The sequence below is a fragment of the Bradyrhizobium sp. GCM10028915 genome, from assembly GCF_042666195.1.
GTDB lineage: Bacteria > Pseudomonadota > Alphaproteobacteria > Rhizobiales > Xanthobacteraceae > Bradyrhizobium > Bradyrhizobium canariense_D.
On record NZ_JBHTFN010000021.1, the window covers coordinates 494,676 to 513,513 of the forward strand.

Sequence of the window (18,838 nt, forward strand, 5' to 3'; positions counted from 1 at the left end):
CGAAGCTTGCCTGAAACGTGCGCATCGAAAACTTCTCATCACGCGCGATGCGACGTCACATGAGTCAAACGCGTCACGCACGTGGCGAGAGTGCGACTCGAAAGACACACCCTCGCCAAGATTTCGCCAAGCTGGAGTCGCCTCGCCATACATGAGTCGAATTGTCGCACGTGGAAACGCGATGACGAGAGTCAATCCCGGGTTGAAAATCCATCAATGTGCATGAAGCGCAGCACCACCCGAAATAGCTGTAATCATACGGGGATGCGGAAGTTTGGAACCGCCAAGGTGCAAAACTAGTTCGAATTCCAAATCAACTGATGCGATTGAATATACAAAGAAACAACTCGAACCAAACCAACAGCATCAAGCACGTGTAGCAAACGCTTAGTTGCGCACGCTTGATCGGAAATCGGCAATTGTTACGGTCCTACTCAAGTGATTCTCGCCAGTTGGCGAGGGGATTGACACAGTACAGTAGCGTTCGGACGCATGAGCGACTTGGCGCAATTGTTCTAGGTCGCTTTCTCAATCCGCTCCGCGAGGTGATCCGCAAGACACCCGCCGAGCCTCACGCAGTAAGCGTTCAGTATCGAGTCGAAGTAGCAGGCCTGCGAGACGCAGGCACTGAATGCGTAGGGCTGCCCGCGAATATCGAAACCATAATAACGGTTCGCGGGAAGGAATATCGTCAAACAGCACAGTTGCCGAGCCGGGCATCACAACAACCAACCGGCCGTAACAAGTGCGAAACAGGGGCGAAAGACTGATGTATATTATCGTTGATGATCGCGAGAGCGTCACGAACAGCTATGTCGGAGGGCTCGTTCGCGAAGGTGTATCGTCGATCGGCTTCTCCTCCGGAGAATTCTGGGACTGGCTGCAATCTGCGAGTGAATCGGATCTGGCCGCGGTGGACGCCTTCCTCCTCGGGGATTGCGACACCCGAGGAAGCCTGCCGCGGGCGATGCGCAAGCGCTCCTCGGCGCCCATCATCGCCATGAGCGGCCAAAAGATGCTCAAGAACACGCTGGAGCTCTTCGAATCGGGCGTCGATGACGTCGTCCACATACCGATTCACCTCCGCGAGATCCTCGCCCGAACGGCCGCGGTTGCGCGCCGCCGGGTCGGGGAACTGCCGAGGCCCTGCGAGACCAGGATCCAGGTCTTCTTCAACGGACGTGACCCCGAGATCGCTGGCCACGCCCTCACCCTGCCACGCCGCGAACTGCGCATTCTCGAATATATGGTCAGCAACCACGGCAAGTGGGTCACCAAGACGCAGATCTTCAACGCGGTCTACGGCATCTTCGAAGCGACGTTCGACGAGAGCGTGATCGAGAGCCACGTCAGCAAACTGCGCAAGAAGCTCCGCGACCGCCTCGGCTTCGATGCGATCGTGGCGCGGCGTTACGTCGGGTACCGCCTCGACATCCCGGCCGGCGAAACCATCGACGTGCCGATGCAGGAGCTCGACGAAGTCGGCATCTTGCTCAACAGGTCGCATGCCGCTCCGGCGGCGTATCCGGCCGGAAACTGATCGGCAGGGCGCTGCCACGCAACCGACAACGGCCTCGCGAACCACCTTCGCAGGGGCCGTTGTAGTTTCAGCGACATCAACGGCGAACAGAGGCGCGGCAGTACCGGCGCCGCGGCTCGCGTCTAAGTATGATTCTAGAGGCTCGCTTCTGATTCAATCAGAACCGGTAATGCCTAGGGCTTCTGCTGGAATTCTTCCTTCGACACGTAATTGAAGTCCTCGACAAGGACGTCCTGGACGACTTCGGCCTGCATTCGCTCGTTGACACGCTGCTTGATGGCCGTTGTGAGGATGGAGAGGTCGTAACGGGCGAGTTTTCTGAAATCCAGGCGGTCGTCGGCATAGATCCTGCGGAAGGCTTCATCGACGACGAACGGCTCGGGCGGCACGTTGAGCTGATGCATGGTCCGCGCCTCTACGGTGTAGACGAAGCGCGCGACGATGTAGCCCTGCACGTTGCCACTCTCGACCATTGGCACGCTCAGGGCCCGCGTCTTCTGGTACTGCAGCCCGTCGAGATATTCATCCTTTGCCGGCAGCAGACTGCCATTTTCCTTCCAATAGGCCACGGCATAGCTCGTTCCCGCGGTGAGGATGCATACCCAGAGCCCGGCTAGCACGAGTCTGATCATTTTCCGTCCTGTGCTGCGCGGCCGGTATAGGTGCCGTCCGATTCGGCGTCCTTGATGGCCTTGACGATGATGCTCGCAACCTCGCGCACCGCATCGTAATGCATTTCGAGGATGGAACGGTTTCGCTCGAGCTTCTCGCGCAGCCGCTGGACCTCCTCGGTGATCTCGACCTCGCCGCCGAGGTGCATTCGTGCCCGCATCAGACGGACGAATTCCAGCATGCTCCGGCTCTTCCGGGCGCTGAACTCGTCGAAGTCGATCTTCTTGCCGGTCGCGAGCGCGGCCGTCTCCTCTTCGACGATGCCTTCGAGCCGGCGGATCGCAGCCAGCAGGCCGCGTACCTCGTCCGATCTCGCCGCGTCCGCGCCGTCGTTCGCCACCTCGCCGCCGACATTCGGCAGCAGCACGGGCAACAGGGCATCCCCCGACACGGCCGCCGTCGTCATCGCCTCGCGGTCCACGACCGGCTGTTCCATCACCAGGGCCGCCGCGCCTTCTTGTGCCTGCATAGGAAATTCACCCTTCAACTTCTGTCATCCATTCCCGGATCGTCATCCGGCCTTGCCCGAAGCGTCCGGTCCCGCCGGATGCGCGGCAGCGAGCTGCTTGGCAATGCCAATGCCCTTGCCCTTTGCCAGCTGAGCACCGAGCTGCTCCGCCAGCATCGACTTCCAGACGCCGCCGGCCGTGCCTTTTCCAAAGACCTGCTCCGACTCCTTCGGCAGCATCGTCTCGACGAAGGTCTGGAGGATGAAGGCCTCGAACTTGCGGTACACCTCGCCGGATGCCGGCGCCTTGATCACCTGCACCGGCGCCCCGTTCACCGCACCCGACTGGGGTTCCGAGATCTTCGTCGCGAATTGATCGGCAGCAGCCGCCTTGGCCTTGCCGACCTCCGCGTCCATCGTGGCGGCGAAATCCGCGTCCGATGATTTCAGGGCGTCGAGCTTCGCGGTGGCCGCGCGCTGCGTCACGGGATCGGCGGCGTCGAGGACGTCGAGAACGAGGTCGGGTGTCGCTGTCACGATCATGTCTTGGTCCGATTGGCTAGCCGTGGCGGCCACTCGCGCACGGTGAGGCTTGTTCCCGTCATCTCCTCGAGCGATCGCTTCTCGGCGTCGCGAAGCTTGTCCGCGAGCGCCGCCTTCGCGACCTGCTCGAACTGCTTCACACGGCGGCTCTCCGTGCGAACCTGGTCGAGCTGCTGCGAGGCCTGGGCCTGAATCGCGCGAGCGCCGACGCTGGCTCTGGTCAGGCGCCGCGCGATCGATTCGCTCGATGATCCCGCCGGCGGCTTCCCCTCGTTGAGAGTTCCGACCAGCCATTCCTGCTCGTCCTGCAAGCTGCGCTCCTGCTGGCGGAGATGAGCGAGCTGCCACTCTGACAGCCGAAGCTGGAGCTTCAGGAGCGAGACCATCCGGCCGAGCTTGTCCGCGCGCGACGTCATGATTGATCACTCCGCCAGCCACGACGAGACGCCGAGCATGAATTGCGTCAGGAGTTCGTCGCTGGTGAGGTAGAGCAGCAGGAAGCCGCCGAACAGCACGAAGGGCACCGAGATGAAATAGACCGGAATCGCCGGCGTCAGCTTGTTGATTAGGCCGACCGCCAGGTTGACGACGACCGAATAGACGATGAAAGGGCTGGCGATCCGCAGCGTCAGCACGAACGCCTCCGACAGCCTGCCGACGAGCTGGCCGAGCGGCATGCTGCCGCCGAGCCGGTCGCCGGGATGCCAGACGGCGTAGGAGTTCATCAGTCCGCGCAGGACCTGCCAGTGCTGGTCGGTCATGAAGAACAGCGTGGTGACGGCCGTCATGATCAGCGGCACCAGGGCCGGCGCCGGATCGGTATCGCCGACCGGGGTCCCCGGGATGTTGCTCAGCCCGATTGCGCTCGCCATCACGGTGGCCATGGTCTGGAGTGCGAGGAAGAACACGCGACCGCCGAGCCCGATGACGCAGCCGACCACGAGCTCGGAGCAGATAAGGAGCGCGAGCGTCAGAGGCGCCGCGTTGTCCGTAAGGGGTTTCAGGACGGCGATCAGGATCGGCGTCAGCGCAAACGTCGTGACGAGCGCGACGAACAAGCGGACCTGGGCCGGAACGTTGACGCTGGAATAGCCGGGCACCAGCATCAGGCAGGCACCGATGCGGCAGAACACGATGAACGTCACCAGCACGCTATCGGTGAGGCCGCTGATCACGATATGGCTCCGAGGGCCCGGATCTCGGTGCTGCGCGCGACCTCGACATGCGACAGGATCGGCAGTGTCGGAAAGACCCGCTCCAGGATCATCCGGACGTAGGGACGCGCTTCCGGGGTCACCGCCAGCACCACGCTGGTGCCGTTCTCGGTGAACTTGCGGATCGCGGCGCTGGCTTCGGTCGCAAACTGCTCGATCAGGCGCGGATCGGCGTCGAATTCGACGACGTCGCCCTTGGCGTCGCGCTTCAGGCTCTGGTGAAACGCGAGATCCCAACGGTTGCCGAGACGCACGACGTTGAGTACGCCGTTGTCGGAGAGATCGCCGCAAATCTGCTGGGCAAGACGGGTACGCACGTGCTCGGCCACCTGCTCGGAGCGCCGCACATGGGGCGCGATCTCGGCGATGGCTTCGAGGATCAGATGGAGGTTGCGGATTGACACGCGCTCGGCCAGCAGGATCTTCAGGATCGCCAGCAGCCCCGAATACGATATCTGCGACGGGCAGAGATCCTCGACAAGGCGCTTGTATTCGGGATCGAGCCGGTCGAGCAGGCCGCGCATGTCCTTGTAGGACAGGAGCTGGGCGAGGTTGGCCCTGATCACTTCGCTCAGATGCGTGAGCAGCACCGACAGATTGTCGACCGGCTTGCAGCCCTGACGCTTGACCTCGTCGGTGAAAGCGTCCGTCACCCACAGCGCCTTCATGCCGAAGGCCGGCTCGATCACCTCTTCGCCGGGAACGTCGGGCTTGCCATCCTTGTCGACCAGCACCAGCACTTCGCCGAGCCTGAGCTCGCCCTGGGCGACGCGGGTGTCGTGGATCCGGATCTGGTATCCCTTGGGATCGATCGACAGATTGTCGGTGAGCTTGATCTCGGGAACCACGAAGCCGTACTGCTTGGCGAACTTCTTGCGGATCTTGGCCACGCGGTGCGCCAGCTCGGTGCGCGAGCCCAGCAGATGGACCGAGAGGTGGCCGCCGAGCGCCAGCTCGATCTCCGCGGTCTTAAGCGATTCCTTGACGGATTCCTTGGCATCGACCTGGGCGCGTTCGTCGGCGTTGCGCGCATCTTCCTTGCGCCTCAGGGCTGCCTGCCGCCTCGGCAACGAGTATCCGACGAAGGCCATGACGCCGCCGAGCAGCAGGAAGGGCGCCGTCGGCAGCCCCGGCATCAAGGCGAGCACGAACATCATCAGCGCGGCGGCCGACACCGCGCGCGGATAGCCGCCGAGCTGCCGCAACACCGCCTGCTCGGCCGAACCTCTGGTGCCGCCCTTCGAGACGAGCAGGCCCGCCGACAGCGACACGATCAGCGCGGGCATCTGCGTTACCAGGCCGTCGCCCACGGAGAGCTTGGTGTAGACGTCGGCGGCGCGTGCCAGCGTCAATCCATGATGCGTCACGCCGATGATGATACCGCCGAAAATGTTGATCGCGGTGATGATCAGGCCGGCGACGGCGTCGCCGCGGACGAATTTCGAGGCGCCGTCCATGGCGCCGAAGAACGCGCTCTCCTCTTCCAGCTCGCGGCGCCGGCGCTGGGCTTCCTTGTCGTCGATCAGGCCCGCGGATAGATCCGCGTCGATCGCCATCTGCTTGCCCGGGATCGCATCCAGGGTGAAGCGGGCGCCCACTTCGGCGATACGCGTTGCGCCCTTGGTGATCACGACGAAGTTCACCGTGACCAGAATCGCAAAGATGATCAGGCCGATGACGAAGTCACCACCCATGACGAACTTCGAGAAACCGGCAACGACATGGCCCGCGGCGTTTTCGCCCTCCCCGCCGCGCGACAGGATGAGACGGGTCGTTGCGACGTTGAGCGCAAGCCGCAGGATCGTCGCGATCAGGAGCACGGTCGGGAAGGCCGAGAAATCAAGCGGCCGCTGGATCCACAGTGCGACCATTAGGATCAGTGCCGAGAGCGCGATCGAGAACGCGAGGCCGAGATCGATCAGGATCGGCGGTATGGGCAGGAACAGGATCGTGAGCATGGCCACGATGCCGCCCGCGAAAAAGGCGTCGGCGCCCAATCGTCGCGGGGTCGGCAGGCTAGCAGCTAACGTATCGGACATGGGTCACCGGCAGAGGATCCGGCCCGTAATCTGCCGTGCAAAGCTTACGCGGGGGTGGTGGCAGGGTGGCAGAGGTGGCCGGGACCGTCGGGTCAGAAGCCGCGCTCGATGTGCGAATAGACCATCTCAGTGAAGGTGGAGAGATGGGCTCCGATGAAGGAGCCGGAGACGGCAACGACCACGAGAATGACGATGATCTTCGGAACGAAAGTCAGCGTCACCTCCTGGATCTGGGTCAGGGCCTGGATCAGCGCGATGATGGTGCCGACCAGCATCGCGGCACCGACGGCAGGTCCGGAGGCCACGATAATGGTCCAGATCGCCGCCTGGACGATGTCGAGAGCGTCCCGTTCGTTCATGACTGGCTGATCGTGAGACCGGGGCCGATCGCGACCTTCGTGCCGTTCTCGAGTGTCGCGACCGAGCCGTCGCTGTTGATGGAGATCGAGGCGACCTTGCCGCTGAAGCTCGCTCCTGTCGCATCCGTGAAGCTGACGGTCTTTCCGATCAGCCCGTCGGCCTGCGACAGCGACTGCGAAGACAGCAGAGCGTCGAGCTTGGTGTTGGTCTGCATCGCCTGCTCGACCGACGAGAGCTGCGCAAACTGGCTCATGTATTGCGAGGTATCCATCGGATTGGTCGGATCCTGGTTCTTCATCTCTGCAATGAGGAGCCGAAGAAACGTGTTGTAGTCGACGCCGGTGCTCGACGTCGACGTCGTCGAGCTGGTCGAACTGGACGACTTGCTGGTGCTATCGGTCGCGCTGGTGACGTTCATGTATCTCTCCGCTGTCAGGCAGCCTCGAATGGGGAATCAATCGTGGCGCCGGCCAGGATGGCCTGCTCCACTGGAAACAGTGCCCGAATCCGCTTGAGCGCGTCGAAGTAACGGGTCGCCCCGACCAGGTCGTCGACCGCACCAAGCCCGACCAGCATCTCCTGGCTCTCGCACACCGCGAGCAGAGCGGCGTGATGCTGCCCGTAGAGAGCCGAAGCATCCCGGACATCGGTCGGATTCATCAGCATGAGCTGGACGATGAAATAGAGCTGCCGCAGCGCCGTGGTGGCGTCGGAGGCCTGCATGATCTGTCCTTCGAGCAGGAACATCACGTCATTGACGAGCTCGACGGAGACCTTGCGGTCCACGCGCAGCACAGCGCCGTTGATGTAGACCCGTTCGCCCGCACGCAAGGATATCTTCATTAAAGTGCGTCTCGGATCAGGCGGTTGATTTCGATGAGCTGGATCACGTCATTCGACTTTTCTTCGCGAAGGCGGTCGGCTTCCTTGACCACCCACAGCCCGATCGAGATGATGTCGGCGCGCAGCTTTTCCGGAAGCCCGTTTTCCGGATGCGCGAGATCCTCGATGAAGATCGTCCACAGCCGCCGCACATAGAGCAGGCTCTCGACCAGATCCTCCAGGCTGAAGCGGTCCTTCTGGATCCGCTCGAGCCGGTCGATGCCAAGGCTGAGCGCCTGCCGCTCGCGGCCCCGCGCCTCATAGCCGCTCTCGTCGACGACCGCTTCATAGGCTTCAAACGTCATCAGGACAACTCTGCGCAGGAGACCGAACAATAAGACAAGGATTACGAGCCTTACGAAGGAGCGGGACTTAGAGATAGTTGATGAGGCTGATCTTCTGGAGCTGCGAGGTGAGCGCAAGTGCCGTCTGGATCTGCGTCTGCAAGGTGTTGACCCTGACGGAGGCTTCCGTCGGATCGACCTTCTCTATACCCACGATCTGATTGTTCAGAATGTCCTGCTGCGTCTTGAGCTTGTCGGTTGCTGAGGTGATCCGCTGCTGGACCGTGCCGATGTCGCCGCCGAGGGTGGCAAGGTCAGTGATGGCGTTTCCGACAAGGCCGATGGCCTTGTCCACGACAACCTGGAACGTCGCTTGATCCAGGTTGGCGTTCCCGAGATCTGCCATCATGGTGTAGGCCTCGGCGAGCTTGCGGAAGCCTGTCTGATTGGCGCTGACGGAGGTATCCGCTATCTCGGTCGTGGAGATACGGCTTTGCATGACCTGGTCGGTGGCCGATGACCAATTGGTGTTCCAGGCCGGGCTCGCGAACTCGGCATCGAAGGTGGTGTCGAGGAAGGTCTGCATCTGGGCCGGGGTGATGCTGTTCACGCTGGGCGATGATTGCGAGAAGCCGAAGGTCGCAAGGAAGTCGGCGTCGACCTGGTTCTTGCTGGCTGAGCCCGCGGTGTAGGCCGTGATCGGCGTGTTCTGCGTGTTGATGCCCGAGAAGAGAGACGAGCCGTTATAGGAGACGTTGAGCGCGCCAATCAGATCCTGGAGGTTGGAGGACGCAGGCGGCAGGATGATCCGTCCGCCGCCGTCGGTGCTGCGCGCCGCGATCAGGTCCTTGAGGAAGTCCGTTGCGGTCGAACCAAGCTGGGTGATCCGGCTCTGCGTTATGTCCAGACGTCCCGAGACCAGCCCGTTGGTATCGACGAGCTGATCGGCGAAGCTCCAATCCGCCCGCAGGGTGACGTCGCCTCCCGTCGTAGCACCAAGCTCGAGGCCGACATCGGCGAAGCGGCCGGTGGTGGCTTCCTTCGAGGCCTTGGCCAGCGCGGCCTGATTGTTGGTGATCGAAGACCTCAACGACGAAGACAGCATCAAGGTCGAGATGTAGTTTGCGCTCATCATGACTTAATTTCCCACGGCAGCCAGCAGGCTCTGCAACATTTCGTCGACGGTCGAGATGATCTTCGACGAGGCCGAATAGGTGCGTTCGACCTGAAGCATCAACGACATCTCATCGTCCATGTTGACGCCGCTGACGTTCGACAGCGCCGCGGTGCTGCGGTCGAGCAGCGTTTTCTGGTAGGTGACATTGGAGTCGGCGGTCTTGCGCTGGTTTTCGATCCAGCTCGTCGACGACGACGCGAAGTCGATCAAGCTGCCGTTCGGCTTGCCTTGCGTGGTCGCATCGAACGGCTGCGACGCATCCATGGCGCCGATGAGCTGCTGCAGCCGAGCCGAGTAACCGCCGTTGCCGGCGGTATTGTATTGGTATGCGACGTTGCCGCTGATCGGGCCATCGCGCAGCAGGTTGGGATTACCGCCTTGGGCGGGATCGACCGATGCAGCAACGGATATCGTACCAGCGAGGCCCACCAAGACGGTAGCGCTCGCCGGCATCGCCGGCGCGCCCGGATAGGTGAAGAGACCGGGGACGTCGGGCAGCGTCGGAACAGGCGACTGGTCACTTTCCTTGAAGGCGTCGACCAGGCCGCGCGCGATTTCGTCGAGCTGGCTCTGGTAAGTAACCGTATCATTGTCGCGCAGCTGCGCCAGGCCAGCAAGCTTGCCGGACTTGAGCGGCATCGCGGAATTGGCGCCGGTCACCGGAACGCCGTCGATATAGACCGCATTGCCGGTGGTGCCGGCCGTATAGGCGTTCGTCGGCGCAAAGCTCACCGTTCGCGCCGTCTTGTCGAACAGCACGACGCCGCTGTCGGTATAGAGCGCCGCGTCGCCGTTGGGACGGAGCGACATCGAGACCCCGACCTCCTGCGACAGCTGCGAGACGATGCTGTCGCGTTGGTCGAGGTAGTCGGTGATGTCATCGCCGGAGATCGTCCCCTTCACGATCGCGGTGTTCACGGTCTGGAACTGGGAGAGCAGCCGATTGATGTTTTGAACCGACGTATTCATGTCGGCATCCGCGCCCTCCCGGGCCGACTGCACGGTCTGGGTCGCCTGATTGAGCGCGGTCGCCATGTCCTTGGCGGACGTCACCGCGGCCTGTGCCAGCGTGGTGTTGTCCGGGGCGTTGGCATATTGCTGGAGCGCCTTCTTCAGCGCATTGAGCTGCGCCGTCGGCGACTGGTCGAGTTCCGGATCGTCCACCGTGGCAGATGCGATCTTCTGGAGACCGTCAAGGATCGCGCTCTGCTTGGCCGACGTCGAGGTTGCGGTCAGCACGTTGGTGTAGAGACCCGAGCTCGCGGCGCGCTGGATCGCCGCCACGTAGACGCCGGTTCCCGGAAGGTTGTCCAGCACGGCAATCTTGCGCGAATAGCCGGCGGAGCTGGCACCGGCGATGTTGCGCGAGATGACCGACGACTGGATGCCCGACGCCATCAACGAGGAGCGGGCGGATTCGAGAGCGGCGGTAAGGTTCATGATCTGCTCTTGCCGGGGACGAGCGCTGAAGAAATCAGCGCTTCAGGTTGACGACCACGTCCAGCAGATCGGCGCCGGTCTGGAACGATTTCGAGTTCGCGGTGAAGCCGCGCTGTGCCTCGATCATCGAGGTCAACTCGTCCGCGAGATCGACGTTGGAATCTTCCAGAGCACCCGACTGGATGGTGCCGAGCCCGCCCTGGCCGGCGAGGCCGACCTGCACGTTTCCGGATTCCAGGTTCGGTGAGTAGACGTTGCCGACTTCGGGCGTCAAATGGTCCGGGCTCGGGACGGTCGCGAGCGCGATCTGAAAGCTCGGCAGCGTGGTGCCATTCTTGAGGACGGCCGTGACCACGCCCTTGTCGTCGATGTTCACCTTGTCCACCGCGGACGGAGCGTTGCCATCCACGGTCGCCTTGAAGTCGAAGCTGGAGGCGACCTGGGTCATGGCCGAGAGGTCGATGTTGAAGGCAGCCGAACCACCGGGGATCGCCACCGTAAGCGATGTCGCACTCGGCGGCGGGCCCACCAGATCGAGCTTGCCTTTTCCGGTCGAGCTTACGTTAAACGTGAACGTGGTGCTGGGCCCACTTGATGGAAGCGCGGTCGCGCCGTTGTAGACCTGCATATCCCAGGTATTTGCCGCAGTCTTTTTGGCATAGACGTCGAGCGTCACGGCATTTCCGATATTGTCGTAAGTCACGATCGACGTCTTCGACGTATAGTTGGCGGGGCCGGCCGGTCCAGCAGAGAAGGTAGCGCTCGGATCCAGATTGGCGGCGACGGTCGCCTTGGTCGAAGCCGACGCCTGGAGCGCCATCTGGTTGACGTTGACGACCTGGAGGCCGCCGAACCCGTTGGCTGCGACGGTGGGAGTGGCACCGTTGGCAATGTTGTAGCCCATCAGCTGGAAGCCGGCCGCGTTAACTAGGTTACCCGTGCTGTCGGGCACGAACGCACCGGCGCGCGTCAGGAAGTTGGTGCCGTTCGGATCCTGCACGACGAAGAAGCCGTTGCCCTGGACCGCGAGATCCGTGGCCGAGGTCGTGAACTGGTAATTGCCGGCGTCGGAGATGGCGTAACGCACCGTGGTCTCGACCGCGCCGGAATCGTAATTGCCCGAGCCGCTCTTCAGGATCAGCGAGGAGAATTCGGTCGAAGCCCGCTTGTAACCGGTGGTGTTGACGTTCGCGATGTTGTCCGAAACGGTTGACAGCTTGTTGGACTGCGCGTTCATCCCGGAAACGCCGGTGCGCATAACACCATACAGGCTCATGAATTGGGCTCCTTTGGTAGGTTGCAGCTACAATGGAGACTGTTGCTTGCGCGGGGCTGATGATGGGGAACGATGCACAACTTGGCGTCGTCTCCTTAGGTCGTCTTGGGCTGACAGAACGAGCGCGCCTTGTCGGTCCACGCGCCGAAGCCGCTGGAGACGAGATGCGCGACGATGTGGCAGACGTAGCGCTTCTGCGCCGGCTGGTTGTTGGGGCCTGCATTGTAGCGGGCGACTGCCATGGTCCAGCTGCCCTCGCGCTGCTTGAGCTCCTTCAGGAAGCGTGCGGCGTAGTCGACATTCCCTGCGGGATCGAACATCGCCCGGACCGAGGCGAACTTGTCGCCGTGATAGTAATGGTTGATCTGCATGCAGCCGAGGTCGATCAGCTTGATCCCTTTGGCTCGCATGGCTTCGAAGTTGGCGATCGCGTCGTTCATGTCCTTGGCGAACACGGTCTGTCCTTCGGCGCCGAGCGCGTAAGGATAAAGTGCGCCGCGCCGCCCCGTCTCGGTCAGTCCGACCGCGTAGAGAATGCCGAGCGGAATTCCGTGCTGCTGGGACGCACGCGCCATCTCGCGCTCGCACGGGCGCGAATTGTCGGTCGCCGCGGCCGCGGCGCCGGCGTTACAGATAAACAGGGCCGCGACGAATCTGCGGCGCCACGTCCTGGTCATGACGCGTCTCCTGGTTGGACTGGCGCTCCTGTCGAGCCTGCTTCGCGCCGCCGTCCGCTTGTCCCGACGAATTACTCGTACCGTCAAACGTGCCTTGCGACTGCGACGAGGGCTGTTGCTGGCCCGAAAGCTGCGGCTGCGACTGGCCGGAGCCGCTCTGGAAACCATCCAGCGAGCCGTGCTGGACGGGCGCAATGTCGGCGACGTAGCCCGCGGACTGCATCAGGTCGCGGATCGAATCGCGCTGCTGGTCGAGCATCTGGCTCGTGTCCTTGCGCGCAGCGGCGAGGTGGACGGACACTTCGTTGCCGACCAGGCGAAGGCGCACGGTGACATTGCCGAGCGCGGGCGGCTCGAGATTGATGGTCAGGATCTTGAGCGGCTGATCCGGCGCATTGGCTTGGGACGCTGCAAGATCTGGAGCTGCGGACGCCGTCGATGCCGGAGCTTCCTTCAACTCGGCGACAACGGCGTTGGCAACCTGTTGCGGAGCGTTGAACTGCGCCGGCGGCAGATGGGTCTCTTGCTGGACCACGGTGACCTTGGTCGTCTCGGGCAATGCGTCCCGCGCCGACGCCTTGACAGCACGCTCGACATTGGCCGCGACGGCCTCGAAGCCGGGTGCCGTTGCCTTCGGCGATGGCTCACTGTCGTCCGTCGATGTCGCCTGGGCGCTGGTCGCCGCGTGCGAATCCGCGGCCTGCGAGCGGGCGGCGGTTGGAGCCACCGGAGGTGGGAGCTCGGCTGTCGCCTTCGCCATGCCCAAGGCCTGAACGTCGCGCTTCGTCGTGGAAGACCGCTCGTCGCGCCCGGACGCATCCTTCTTGTCGCCGGCCGGTGCTTGCATCTGCGGCATCACGACCGGCGGCCCGGCGACGATCTCCTGTCCGACGATCCCGGCAATACTCGATCGGCTCTGGACGTCGGCCTGCTCGATGTGATCGAGAGGTCCATGTTTCCCGGACGACTTATCGGTCTTTTTGTCGGAAGATTTCTCGGTGGACGTCTCGCTGGATCCCGGCTCCTCGACCGCCGCGGCACGGTCGTGCACCGTCTCGTCGCTCGCGTTGTCCTTCCCGCTCTGATGCGCCAGGCGCGTCCGCAGCGTTCCGGCTTTCACGGCCGTGGCGCTGCCCTCGTCGTTGAGCGCACGCTTCGCGAGATTCGAGACGGTGTGCAGAAGATCGTTGAAGGACGAGTCCGCCTGCGCTTTCGCCCCGGCGCTCTTCCCGGAGCGCGATGTGCCCCGCATGCTGAGGCTTTCGGCGAGACCCGAAAAGACCTGTCCGGAGGTTCCACTGAGCTTCATCATGGACGGCGATCCCTGGTGAGAAGTTCGAGCTCCCCGAGCTGCTTCCGCGCACGAACAAGCGTTGCGGTCGACGACGCGAGGTCGAGACGCGCCGGCGTGACCGGAGGCTTGTCGGCTGCGGCGGCGGATCCGCCAGCGAACGGCTTGCGAACGTCGAGTGCGAGCTGCACCGTTGCATTGAGAAAGGGAATGTCGCGCTCGGGCAGCTTCGACCGGTCGAGCGCCTTCAACTCGGCGAGACCGCCGTCATATTCGTCGGCGAGCGCCCGCGACACGCCGCGGAACAAATGCGCCCGCTCGCGCTCCGCCGAGGCATCGGCGCTGAGAGTCAGGGCACGCTCGCCGGCAAGCCGGGTGACGGCCAGCCCTCCGCGCACCATCGCGGTACGCGCGATCACGAGATAGAGCTTGAGGCGGCTCGCGCGGTCGATCTGCTCAAGCAAGGTGGTGATCCGCGCAAACCGGCGCTCGTCGAGCGCGAGGCCCGACTGCGTCAGGCCGGTCGCAAAGCGCTGCCAGAAGTCCCCGGCATAGACCGAGTTGTGGTAGTGCCGGATATAGGCCAGCGTCAGGAACTCGAACTTGTCGAAATCCTCGGCTTGCCCGACCAACAGGATCTCGCGCCGCAGCGCGGCCTCCTCCACCAATGTGCCCGGCAGGAGCAAGCGCGCATCGTCCAGACGCTCGATTGCGAGCGATGCCTCGGCGCGTGCGAACAGTGCACCTTGGACCAGCGCGAGCTGTCCGCCCAGGCCCGACGGAACCGTCCGCGGCTTGACGTCCTTGAGCAGTTCGCGCGCTTCGTCCTGACGACCCTCGACATAGGCAAGCGCGCCATCGAACAGCCGTCCATCGACGTTCAGCTTGTCGCGCGGCAGCTTGCGGATGACTTGCGGCGCGCCGCCACTGAGCAGGTAGATCACGGCGGCCTGGCCGTTCTGCGGGTTGCTCCACAGGCCCGGATCGGCGGCGAGAAATTTTTCGCCGATCTGCCGGATCAATGCGCTGTGGCTGCCGTACGCCGCGCTATCGCCGTTGGCGATGCCGTCCTGCACGGCCTGCAACGCCCGAACGAGTTCATATGGCTCGCCCGATGCCGATGCCCCCGGTGCCGGCTCGGCGAATGCGCCTGCCGCCGTGAACGGCAGCAGCAGCATCAGCAACGCGGCGCGGAGAGGAGACCTGATCAAGGGCGCTTCTCCCGGATCATGATCTCGATCCGGCGATTCTGCGCGGCCGCCGGATCGTTCTGAAGCTTCGGCCGCCGATCGGCATAACCCTCGACATGCTCGATGCGCTGCGCATCGACGCCGGAGCGGACCAGCATGTAATAGGCCATCTGCGCGCGGGCCGTCGACAGCCGCCAGTTGTCATAGGCCTCCGAACGGTACGGTCGATTGTCGGTGTGGCCGCGGACGATGATCACGCCGGGACGCTTCGTCAGCAGCGGGCCGATCTTGTCGATCACACGGATGAGTTCGGGCCGCGGCTCAGCCGAGCCGACCGCGAACATGCCGAAGTTCGCATCGTCGGTCAGGCTGATCAGCAGGCCCTCCTCAACCTGACGCACCTCGGCCACCGGTCCGGCGCCAGCCTTGACGTCCGACAGCGCGTCCGCGATCGCCGACTGAAGCTGCTTGACCGCTAGTTGCTGGGCCTGAACCGCGTCGCGCGGCTCGGATTCCTTGGTCGTGTCGTTGGGATGCGGCTGCGCGGCGGCATTGGCTTGATTACCAGCCTGGGCGCCAGGCTGCGCGCTCCCTTCGCGTGAGGCCTGCGATGGCGCGGGCCCCGGCGGCAGCACAGGCGACAGGCTTGCGGACGACGCATCGGCGCTCGGAGCCACGTTTCCGCCAGCATCGTCCTGCCTGGCTCGGCGCGCCTGCGGCTCGGCCTGGCCTGAGCCGGAGGCAGTGTCGCGCGCGGACGCATTCGGCTTGGACTCGGGCTTGGGCTCGCCCTCGATGACGCGGTCGGCATCCTTGCCTGCCTGCGGCGCAAGCTTCCAATAGCCGGGATCAAACGGATCGCGGTAGGCGTCGCCTCCCTTGAGGCCATCCTCTTCGGCGGACGTCAGAGCGCCGGCGCGCCGCTGGCCCGAGGCCTGGTTCGCACTGCTGGCGATCTCGGCGAGCGCCGTATAGGGATCGCGGAACAGGACCCTCTCCTCGTAGAAGGGCGGCTTCTCGGCCGTCGGAGAGTCACCGCGACGTTCCTCGCTCGGTCCTCCCGGCTGGCGCCTGCCGTCCTGGCCGTCGAACGACGACGGCTCTTTCTTGGAGAGATCCTTGAGGCCCTTCGGGGCAGGTGCGTTCTCCGCGAGCTTGATCGGATTGAAATAGCTCGCGACCACCTGCTTCTGATCCTGGTTGAGCGCATTGATCAGCCACATCACCAGGAAGAACGCCATCATCGCGGTCATGAAGTCCGCATAGGCGATCTTCCAGACGCCGCCGTGCGGCTTCTCGTCGTCGAAGGCACTCCGCCGGCGGATGATGACGAGTTCTGGCTTGACCTCATTCATGACGGACTACCGGCGCGCCTCTTTCAGGCGCTCGCTCCAGGTCGTGATCTGCGTCTCGATTACGGTCTGGTCGGCCACGACGCGAACCTCAAAAGTATCGGCGGCCTCATACTCGAAACCCGTTCGCCTGGCCGTCCCGAGCTGCGTCTTCACCAGGTCGAGCAGTTCGCTTGGTCCGGTGACCTTGAACACCGGCACTGGCGAATTGCCGGTCAGCGCCGCAATCTGCTCGACCAGCGACCCGATCGCCTTGTCGCGGACAGCATCGGCGAGGAACGGCAGCAATATCCGCGCAACGGAGCTCGCGATGTTGGTCTCGATTTCGCGGCAAGCCGTCTCGAAGCCGCTGACAACCGCCACCGCCTGCTGGTCGGACCACTTGGCCCGCTCTTCGCCGAGCCGGATCGCGCTGCGAACTCTTTCCTCGGCGATCCTGGACTCGCCCTCCGCTACGCCGGCCGCATGGCCGCGCCGAAAGGCATCGTCCAGGAGACTGACCGCGGGGGCTTCCGCGTTCGGCGCCGGAGGCGGCGACTGAAGCTGCGGCTGCGAATGGGTCTCGGGTTGCGGCTGAGGCTCGCGCCGGGCTTCCTTCGGCCTCGTCAGCACATCCTGGATTTTGGGCGGCGGTGGAGGCGGAGGCGACTTGACCCGCCCGTTCGCATCGAACTGCGTCAGGAGCTTTCCGATTGCCGCGTTCATGCCGCCTCCTCGCGTCGCATCCAGTCTTTAAGGATCGCTGCCGCCTGCATCTGATCGAGACGGACGATCTGCTCCAACCGCTTCTGCGGCGTTCGTTGCATCTTGCCTTCGAGGTCTTCGACCAGGTTGAGCTCGGCCTCTTCGCTGTCCGCCAGCGTGAGGGCGCCGGCGGCTGCCTGGAGCTGGGCGGCTTCCGCCGCCTCGGTCTGCTCCTGCGCCGCGCGATGGGTCAAAATGCCGTTGACTGCAGGACGAAGTCCGAACCACACCAGCATCGAAGCGACGGCCAGGATCGTGACCGCGTTGATGACGCTGCCGAGCTGCTTGTTGATCATCTCGACGAAGCTGATCGGCGGCACCGGCGCCAGTTCGCGCGAGCCTTCGATGAAATCGACGGCCGTCACCTGGATCTGGTCGCCGCGCGCCTTGTCGAGGCCGCCGGCCGTGGCTGCGAGTTGGCTGATCTCGGCGAGCTTGCTGTCGACGATGGCCTGGTTGCTCTTGTCGCCCAGGTCGGCAATGAGCCGCCCGCGGTTCACCAGCACGGCAATGAACAGCTTCTTCACCGAATAGCCGTCGCTCACCGTCGTCGTGGTCTTGGACGAGACCTCGAAATTGGTGACGTCCTCGCGGCGGGTCTTGTCCTCGCTGGAATTCTTGGTGCCGCCGGCGTTCACCTGCTGGTCGGGAAGATTCTGCTGCACAGTGGTCGGCTGCGAACGGTCCGCGTTCTGTGACTTCTCGTTCTCGCGGACGTTCCGGACCGAACGTTCCGCGCGACTCTCCGGATCGTAGACGGTTTCGTTGATCTGCCGCTTGTCGGTGGAGAGCTGCGATGCAACGCTCACTTCGAAATTGTCGAGGCCCAGATACGGCGTCAGCGCCTTGCGAATGTTCTCCTGCACCATTCCGCCGACCGTCTTCTGCAGGCTCGCCATCTTGGTCGGAGCGGCAGTGGCCTCGTCCTCTTCGGCAAGCAGCATCGAACCGTCGGCGTCCAGCACCGTGACCTTGTCGCGGCTCATGCCCGGAATGGCCGCCGCGACGAGATGACGGATCGACTGCGCCGTGCGCGCCTCGATGGCGCCGTCGGTGCGCAGCACGACCGATGCCGAAGGCGGCTGCTGCGTCGCGCGGAACGACCCCCGCACCGGCATCACGATATGCACCCGCGCCGCCTTCACGCCCTTCATCAACTGCACCGTGCGCGCGATTTCGCCTTCCAGCGCACGGAGCTTGGTGACCTCCTGCATGAACGAGGTCAGACCGAGCGACCCGATCTTGTCGAACAGCTCGTAGCCGGAATTGGCGCTGGTCGGCAGCCCCTTCTCGGCGAGCAGCATCCGCGCTTGCATGGTCTGGCTCGGACGCACCGAGACCGCGTCGCCGGCGGTGTTGACGTCGAAGGTGATGTTTTGCTCGCGCAGCGCTGCACCCATGCGCGTCACGTCTTCGCGGGAAAGGCCGGTATAGAGCGTTTCGAATTCAGGCCGGCTCAGATAATAGGCGCCGCCCACGACGGTGACGAGAACGGCGAAACCGATCAATCCCAAAGCCATCAGGCGTCGCGGCCCAAGCTCCAGCAGATTGTTGAGCAGTTGCTGTACCTGCGCACGACTGAGCAGCATGTGACCTCGTACCAATGCGAACGTAGAGGACACTCTGCTGCCAACCTTGTCTGAAGGTTGCGCGAGACCACGAATGTGTCGGTTCGCAGGCGAGGCGTTGCAATTTTACCAGAGAGCGAG

At 63.6% G+C, this 18,838-nt stretch carries 20 protein-coding genes; 1 reads left to right on the plus strand and 19 read right to left on the minus strand.

All coding sequences use genetic code 11. The features are described 5' to 3' along the window. Positions 1-769 precede the first annotated feature (769 nt). Positions 770-1,540 (plus strand): winged-helix domain-containing protein, encoded by a 771-nt coding sequence (locus ACFQX9_RS14130; protein ID WP_377788962.1) that lies wholly within the window; start codon positions 770-772, stop codon positions 1,538-1,540. Positions 1,541-1,713: 173 nt separating this feature from the next. Here ACFQX9_RS14130 and ACFQX9_RS14135 read toward each other — a convergent pair whose 3' ends face one another. The 19 genes from ACFQX9_RS14135 to fliF all read right to left on the minus strand — a co-directional run bounded on the left by ACFQX9_RS14135 (position 1,714) and on the right by fliF (position 18,718). Continuing rightward, complete coding sequence (locus tag ACFQX9_RS14135) at positions 1,714-2,172, minus strand: hypothetical protein (RefSeq protein WP_018453988.1); 459 nt, start codon at positions 2,170-2,172, stop codon at positions 1,714-1,716. Continuing rightward, positions 2,169-2,681: a FlgN protein gene (locus ACFQX9_RS14140; protein ID WP_018453987.1), complete on the minus strand. Its 513-nt coding sequence runs from the start codon at positions 2,679-2,681 to the stop codon at positions 2,169-2,171. The genes ACFQX9_RS14135 and ACFQX9_RS14140 overlap by 4 nt, the downstream gene beginning before the upstream one ends. 42 nt (positions 2,682-2,723) lie before the next feature. After that, positions 2,724-3,203 carry a rod-binding protein gene (locus tag ACFQX9_RS14145; protein ID WP_018453986.1) on the minus strand — a complete coding sequence of 160 codons (480 nt, stop codon included), beginning with the start codon at positions 3,201-3,203 and terminating at the stop codon, positions 2,724-2,726. Next, positions 3,200-3,619, minus strand: coding sequence for a hypothetical protein (locus ACFQX9_RS14150; protein ID WP_085351951.1), 420 nt, complete (start codon positions 3,617-3,619; stop codon positions 3,200-3,202). Before ACFQX9_RS14150 ends, ACFQX9_RS14145 begins: the two co-directional genes overlap by 4 nt. Before the next feature lie 6 nt (positions 3,620-3,625). Beyond that, the gene (gene fliR / locus ACFQX9_RS14155) at positions 3,626-4,378 is read right to left on the minus strand and encodes a flagellar biosynthesis protein FliR (protein ID WP_247295069.1); all 753 of its coding nucleotides are present in this window, start codon (positions 4,376-4,378) and stop codon (positions 3,626-3,628) included. Further along, positions 4,375-6,456: a flagellar biosynthesis protein FlhA gene (gene flhA, locus ACFQX9_RS14160; protein WP_377788965.1), complete on the minus strand. Its 2,082-nt coding sequence runs from the start codon at positions 6,454-6,456 to the stop codon at positions 4,375-4,377. The genes fliR and flhA overlap by 4 nt, the downstream gene beginning before the upstream one ends. Before the next feature lie 92 nt (positions 6,457-6,548). Then, positions 6,549-6,815 carry a flagellar biosynthesis protein FliQ gene (gene fliQ, locus ACFQX9_RS14165; RefSeq protein WP_018453982.1) on the minus strand — a complete coding sequence of 89 codons (267 nt, stop codon included), beginning with the start codon at positions 6,813-6,815 and terminating at the stop codon, positions 6,549-6,551. Next, positions 6,812-7,234: a flagellar hook assembly protein FlgD gene (flgD, locus tag ACFQX9_RS14170; RefSeq protein WP_018453981.1), complete on the minus strand. Its 423-nt coding sequence runs from the start codon at positions 7,232-7,234 to the stop codon at positions 6,812-6,814. The genes fliQ and flgD overlap by 4 nt, the downstream gene beginning before the upstream one ends. Positions 7,235-7,248: 14 nt before the next feature. Further along, positions 7,249-7,659, minus strand: coding sequence for a flagellar biosynthesis repressor FlbT (gene flbT, locus ACFQX9_RS14175; protein WP_085351953.1), 411 nt, complete (start codon positions 7,657-7,659; stop codon positions 7,249-7,251). Further along, on the minus strand, positions 7,659-8,003 hold the full coding sequence (gene flaF / locus ACFQX9_RS14180) for a flagellar biosynthesis regulator FlaF (RefSeq protein ID WP_018453979.1): 345 nt from the start codon (positions 8,001-8,003) through the stop codon (positions 7,659-7,661). The genes flbT and flaF overlap by 1 nt, the downstream gene beginning before the upstream one ends. A gap of 67 nt (positions 8,004-8,070) precedes the next feature. Next, positions 8,071-9,117, minus strand: a complete 1,047-nt coding sequence (locus ACFQX9_RS14185) for a flagellar hook-associated family protein (RefSeq protein ID WP_247295073.1) — start codon at positions 9,115-9,117, stop codon at positions 8,071-8,073. 3 nt (positions 9,118-9,120) lie between these two features. Further along, entirely contained in the window at positions 9,121-10,599 is a 1,479-nt protein-coding gene (flgK, locus tag ACFQX9_RS14190; protein ID WP_377788969.1) for a flagellar hook-associated protein FlgK, read from the minus strand. 34 nt (positions 10,600-10,633) lie between these two features. Further along, complete coding sequence (locus ACFQX9_RS14195; protein ID WP_377788971.1) at positions 10,634-11,875, minus strand: flagellar hook protein FlgE; 1,242 nt, start codon at positions 11,873-11,875, stop codon at positions 10,634-10,636. Positions 11,876-11,970: 95 nt separating this feature from the next. Next, the gene (locus ACFQX9_RS14200) at positions 11,971-12,552 is read right to left on the minus strand and encodes a transglycosylase SLT domain-containing protein (protein WP_026232641.1); all 582 of its coding nucleotides are present in this window, start codon (positions 12,550-12,552) and stop codon (positions 11,971-11,973) included. Continuing rightward, entirely contained in the window at positions 12,503-13,864 is a 1,362-nt protein-coding gene (locus ACFQX9_RS14205; RefSeq protein ID WP_247295075.1) for a flagellar hook-length control protein FliK, read from the minus strand. The genes ACFQX9_RS14200 and ACFQX9_RS14205 overlap by 50 nt, the downstream gene beginning before the upstream one ends. Then, positions 13,861-15,054 (minus strand): chemotaxis protein, encoded by a 1,194-nt coding sequence (locus ACFQX9_RS14210; protein WP_377788973.1) that lies wholly within the window; start codon positions 15,052-15,054, stop codon positions 13,861-13,863. The genes ACFQX9_RS14205 and ACFQX9_RS14210 overlap by 4 nt, the downstream gene beginning before the upstream one ends. Further along, entirely contained in the window at positions 15,051-16,388 is a 1,338-nt protein-coding gene (locus tag ACFQX9_RS14215) for a MotB family protein (protein ID WP_377788975.1), read from the minus strand. Before ACFQX9_RS14215 ends, ACFQX9_RS14210 begins: the two co-directional genes overlap by 4 nt. 6 nt (positions 16,389-16,394) lie before the next feature. Then, positions 16,395-17,090 (minus strand): hypothetical protein, encoded by a 696-nt coding sequence (locus ACFQX9_RS14220; RefSeq protein ID WP_247295079.1) that lies wholly within the window; start codon positions 17,088-17,090, stop codon positions 16,395-16,397. Continuing rightward, positions 17,087-18,718 (minus strand): flagellar basal-body MS-ring/collar protein FliF, encoded by a 1,632-nt coding sequence (gene fliF / locus ACFQX9_RS14225; RefSeq protein ID WP_018453970.1) that lies wholly within the window; start codon positions 18,716-18,718, stop codon positions 17,087-17,089. The genes ACFQX9_RS14220 and fliF overlap by 4 nt, the downstream gene beginning before the upstream one ends. Between the last annotated feature and the right edge of the window lie 120 nt (positions 18,719-18,838).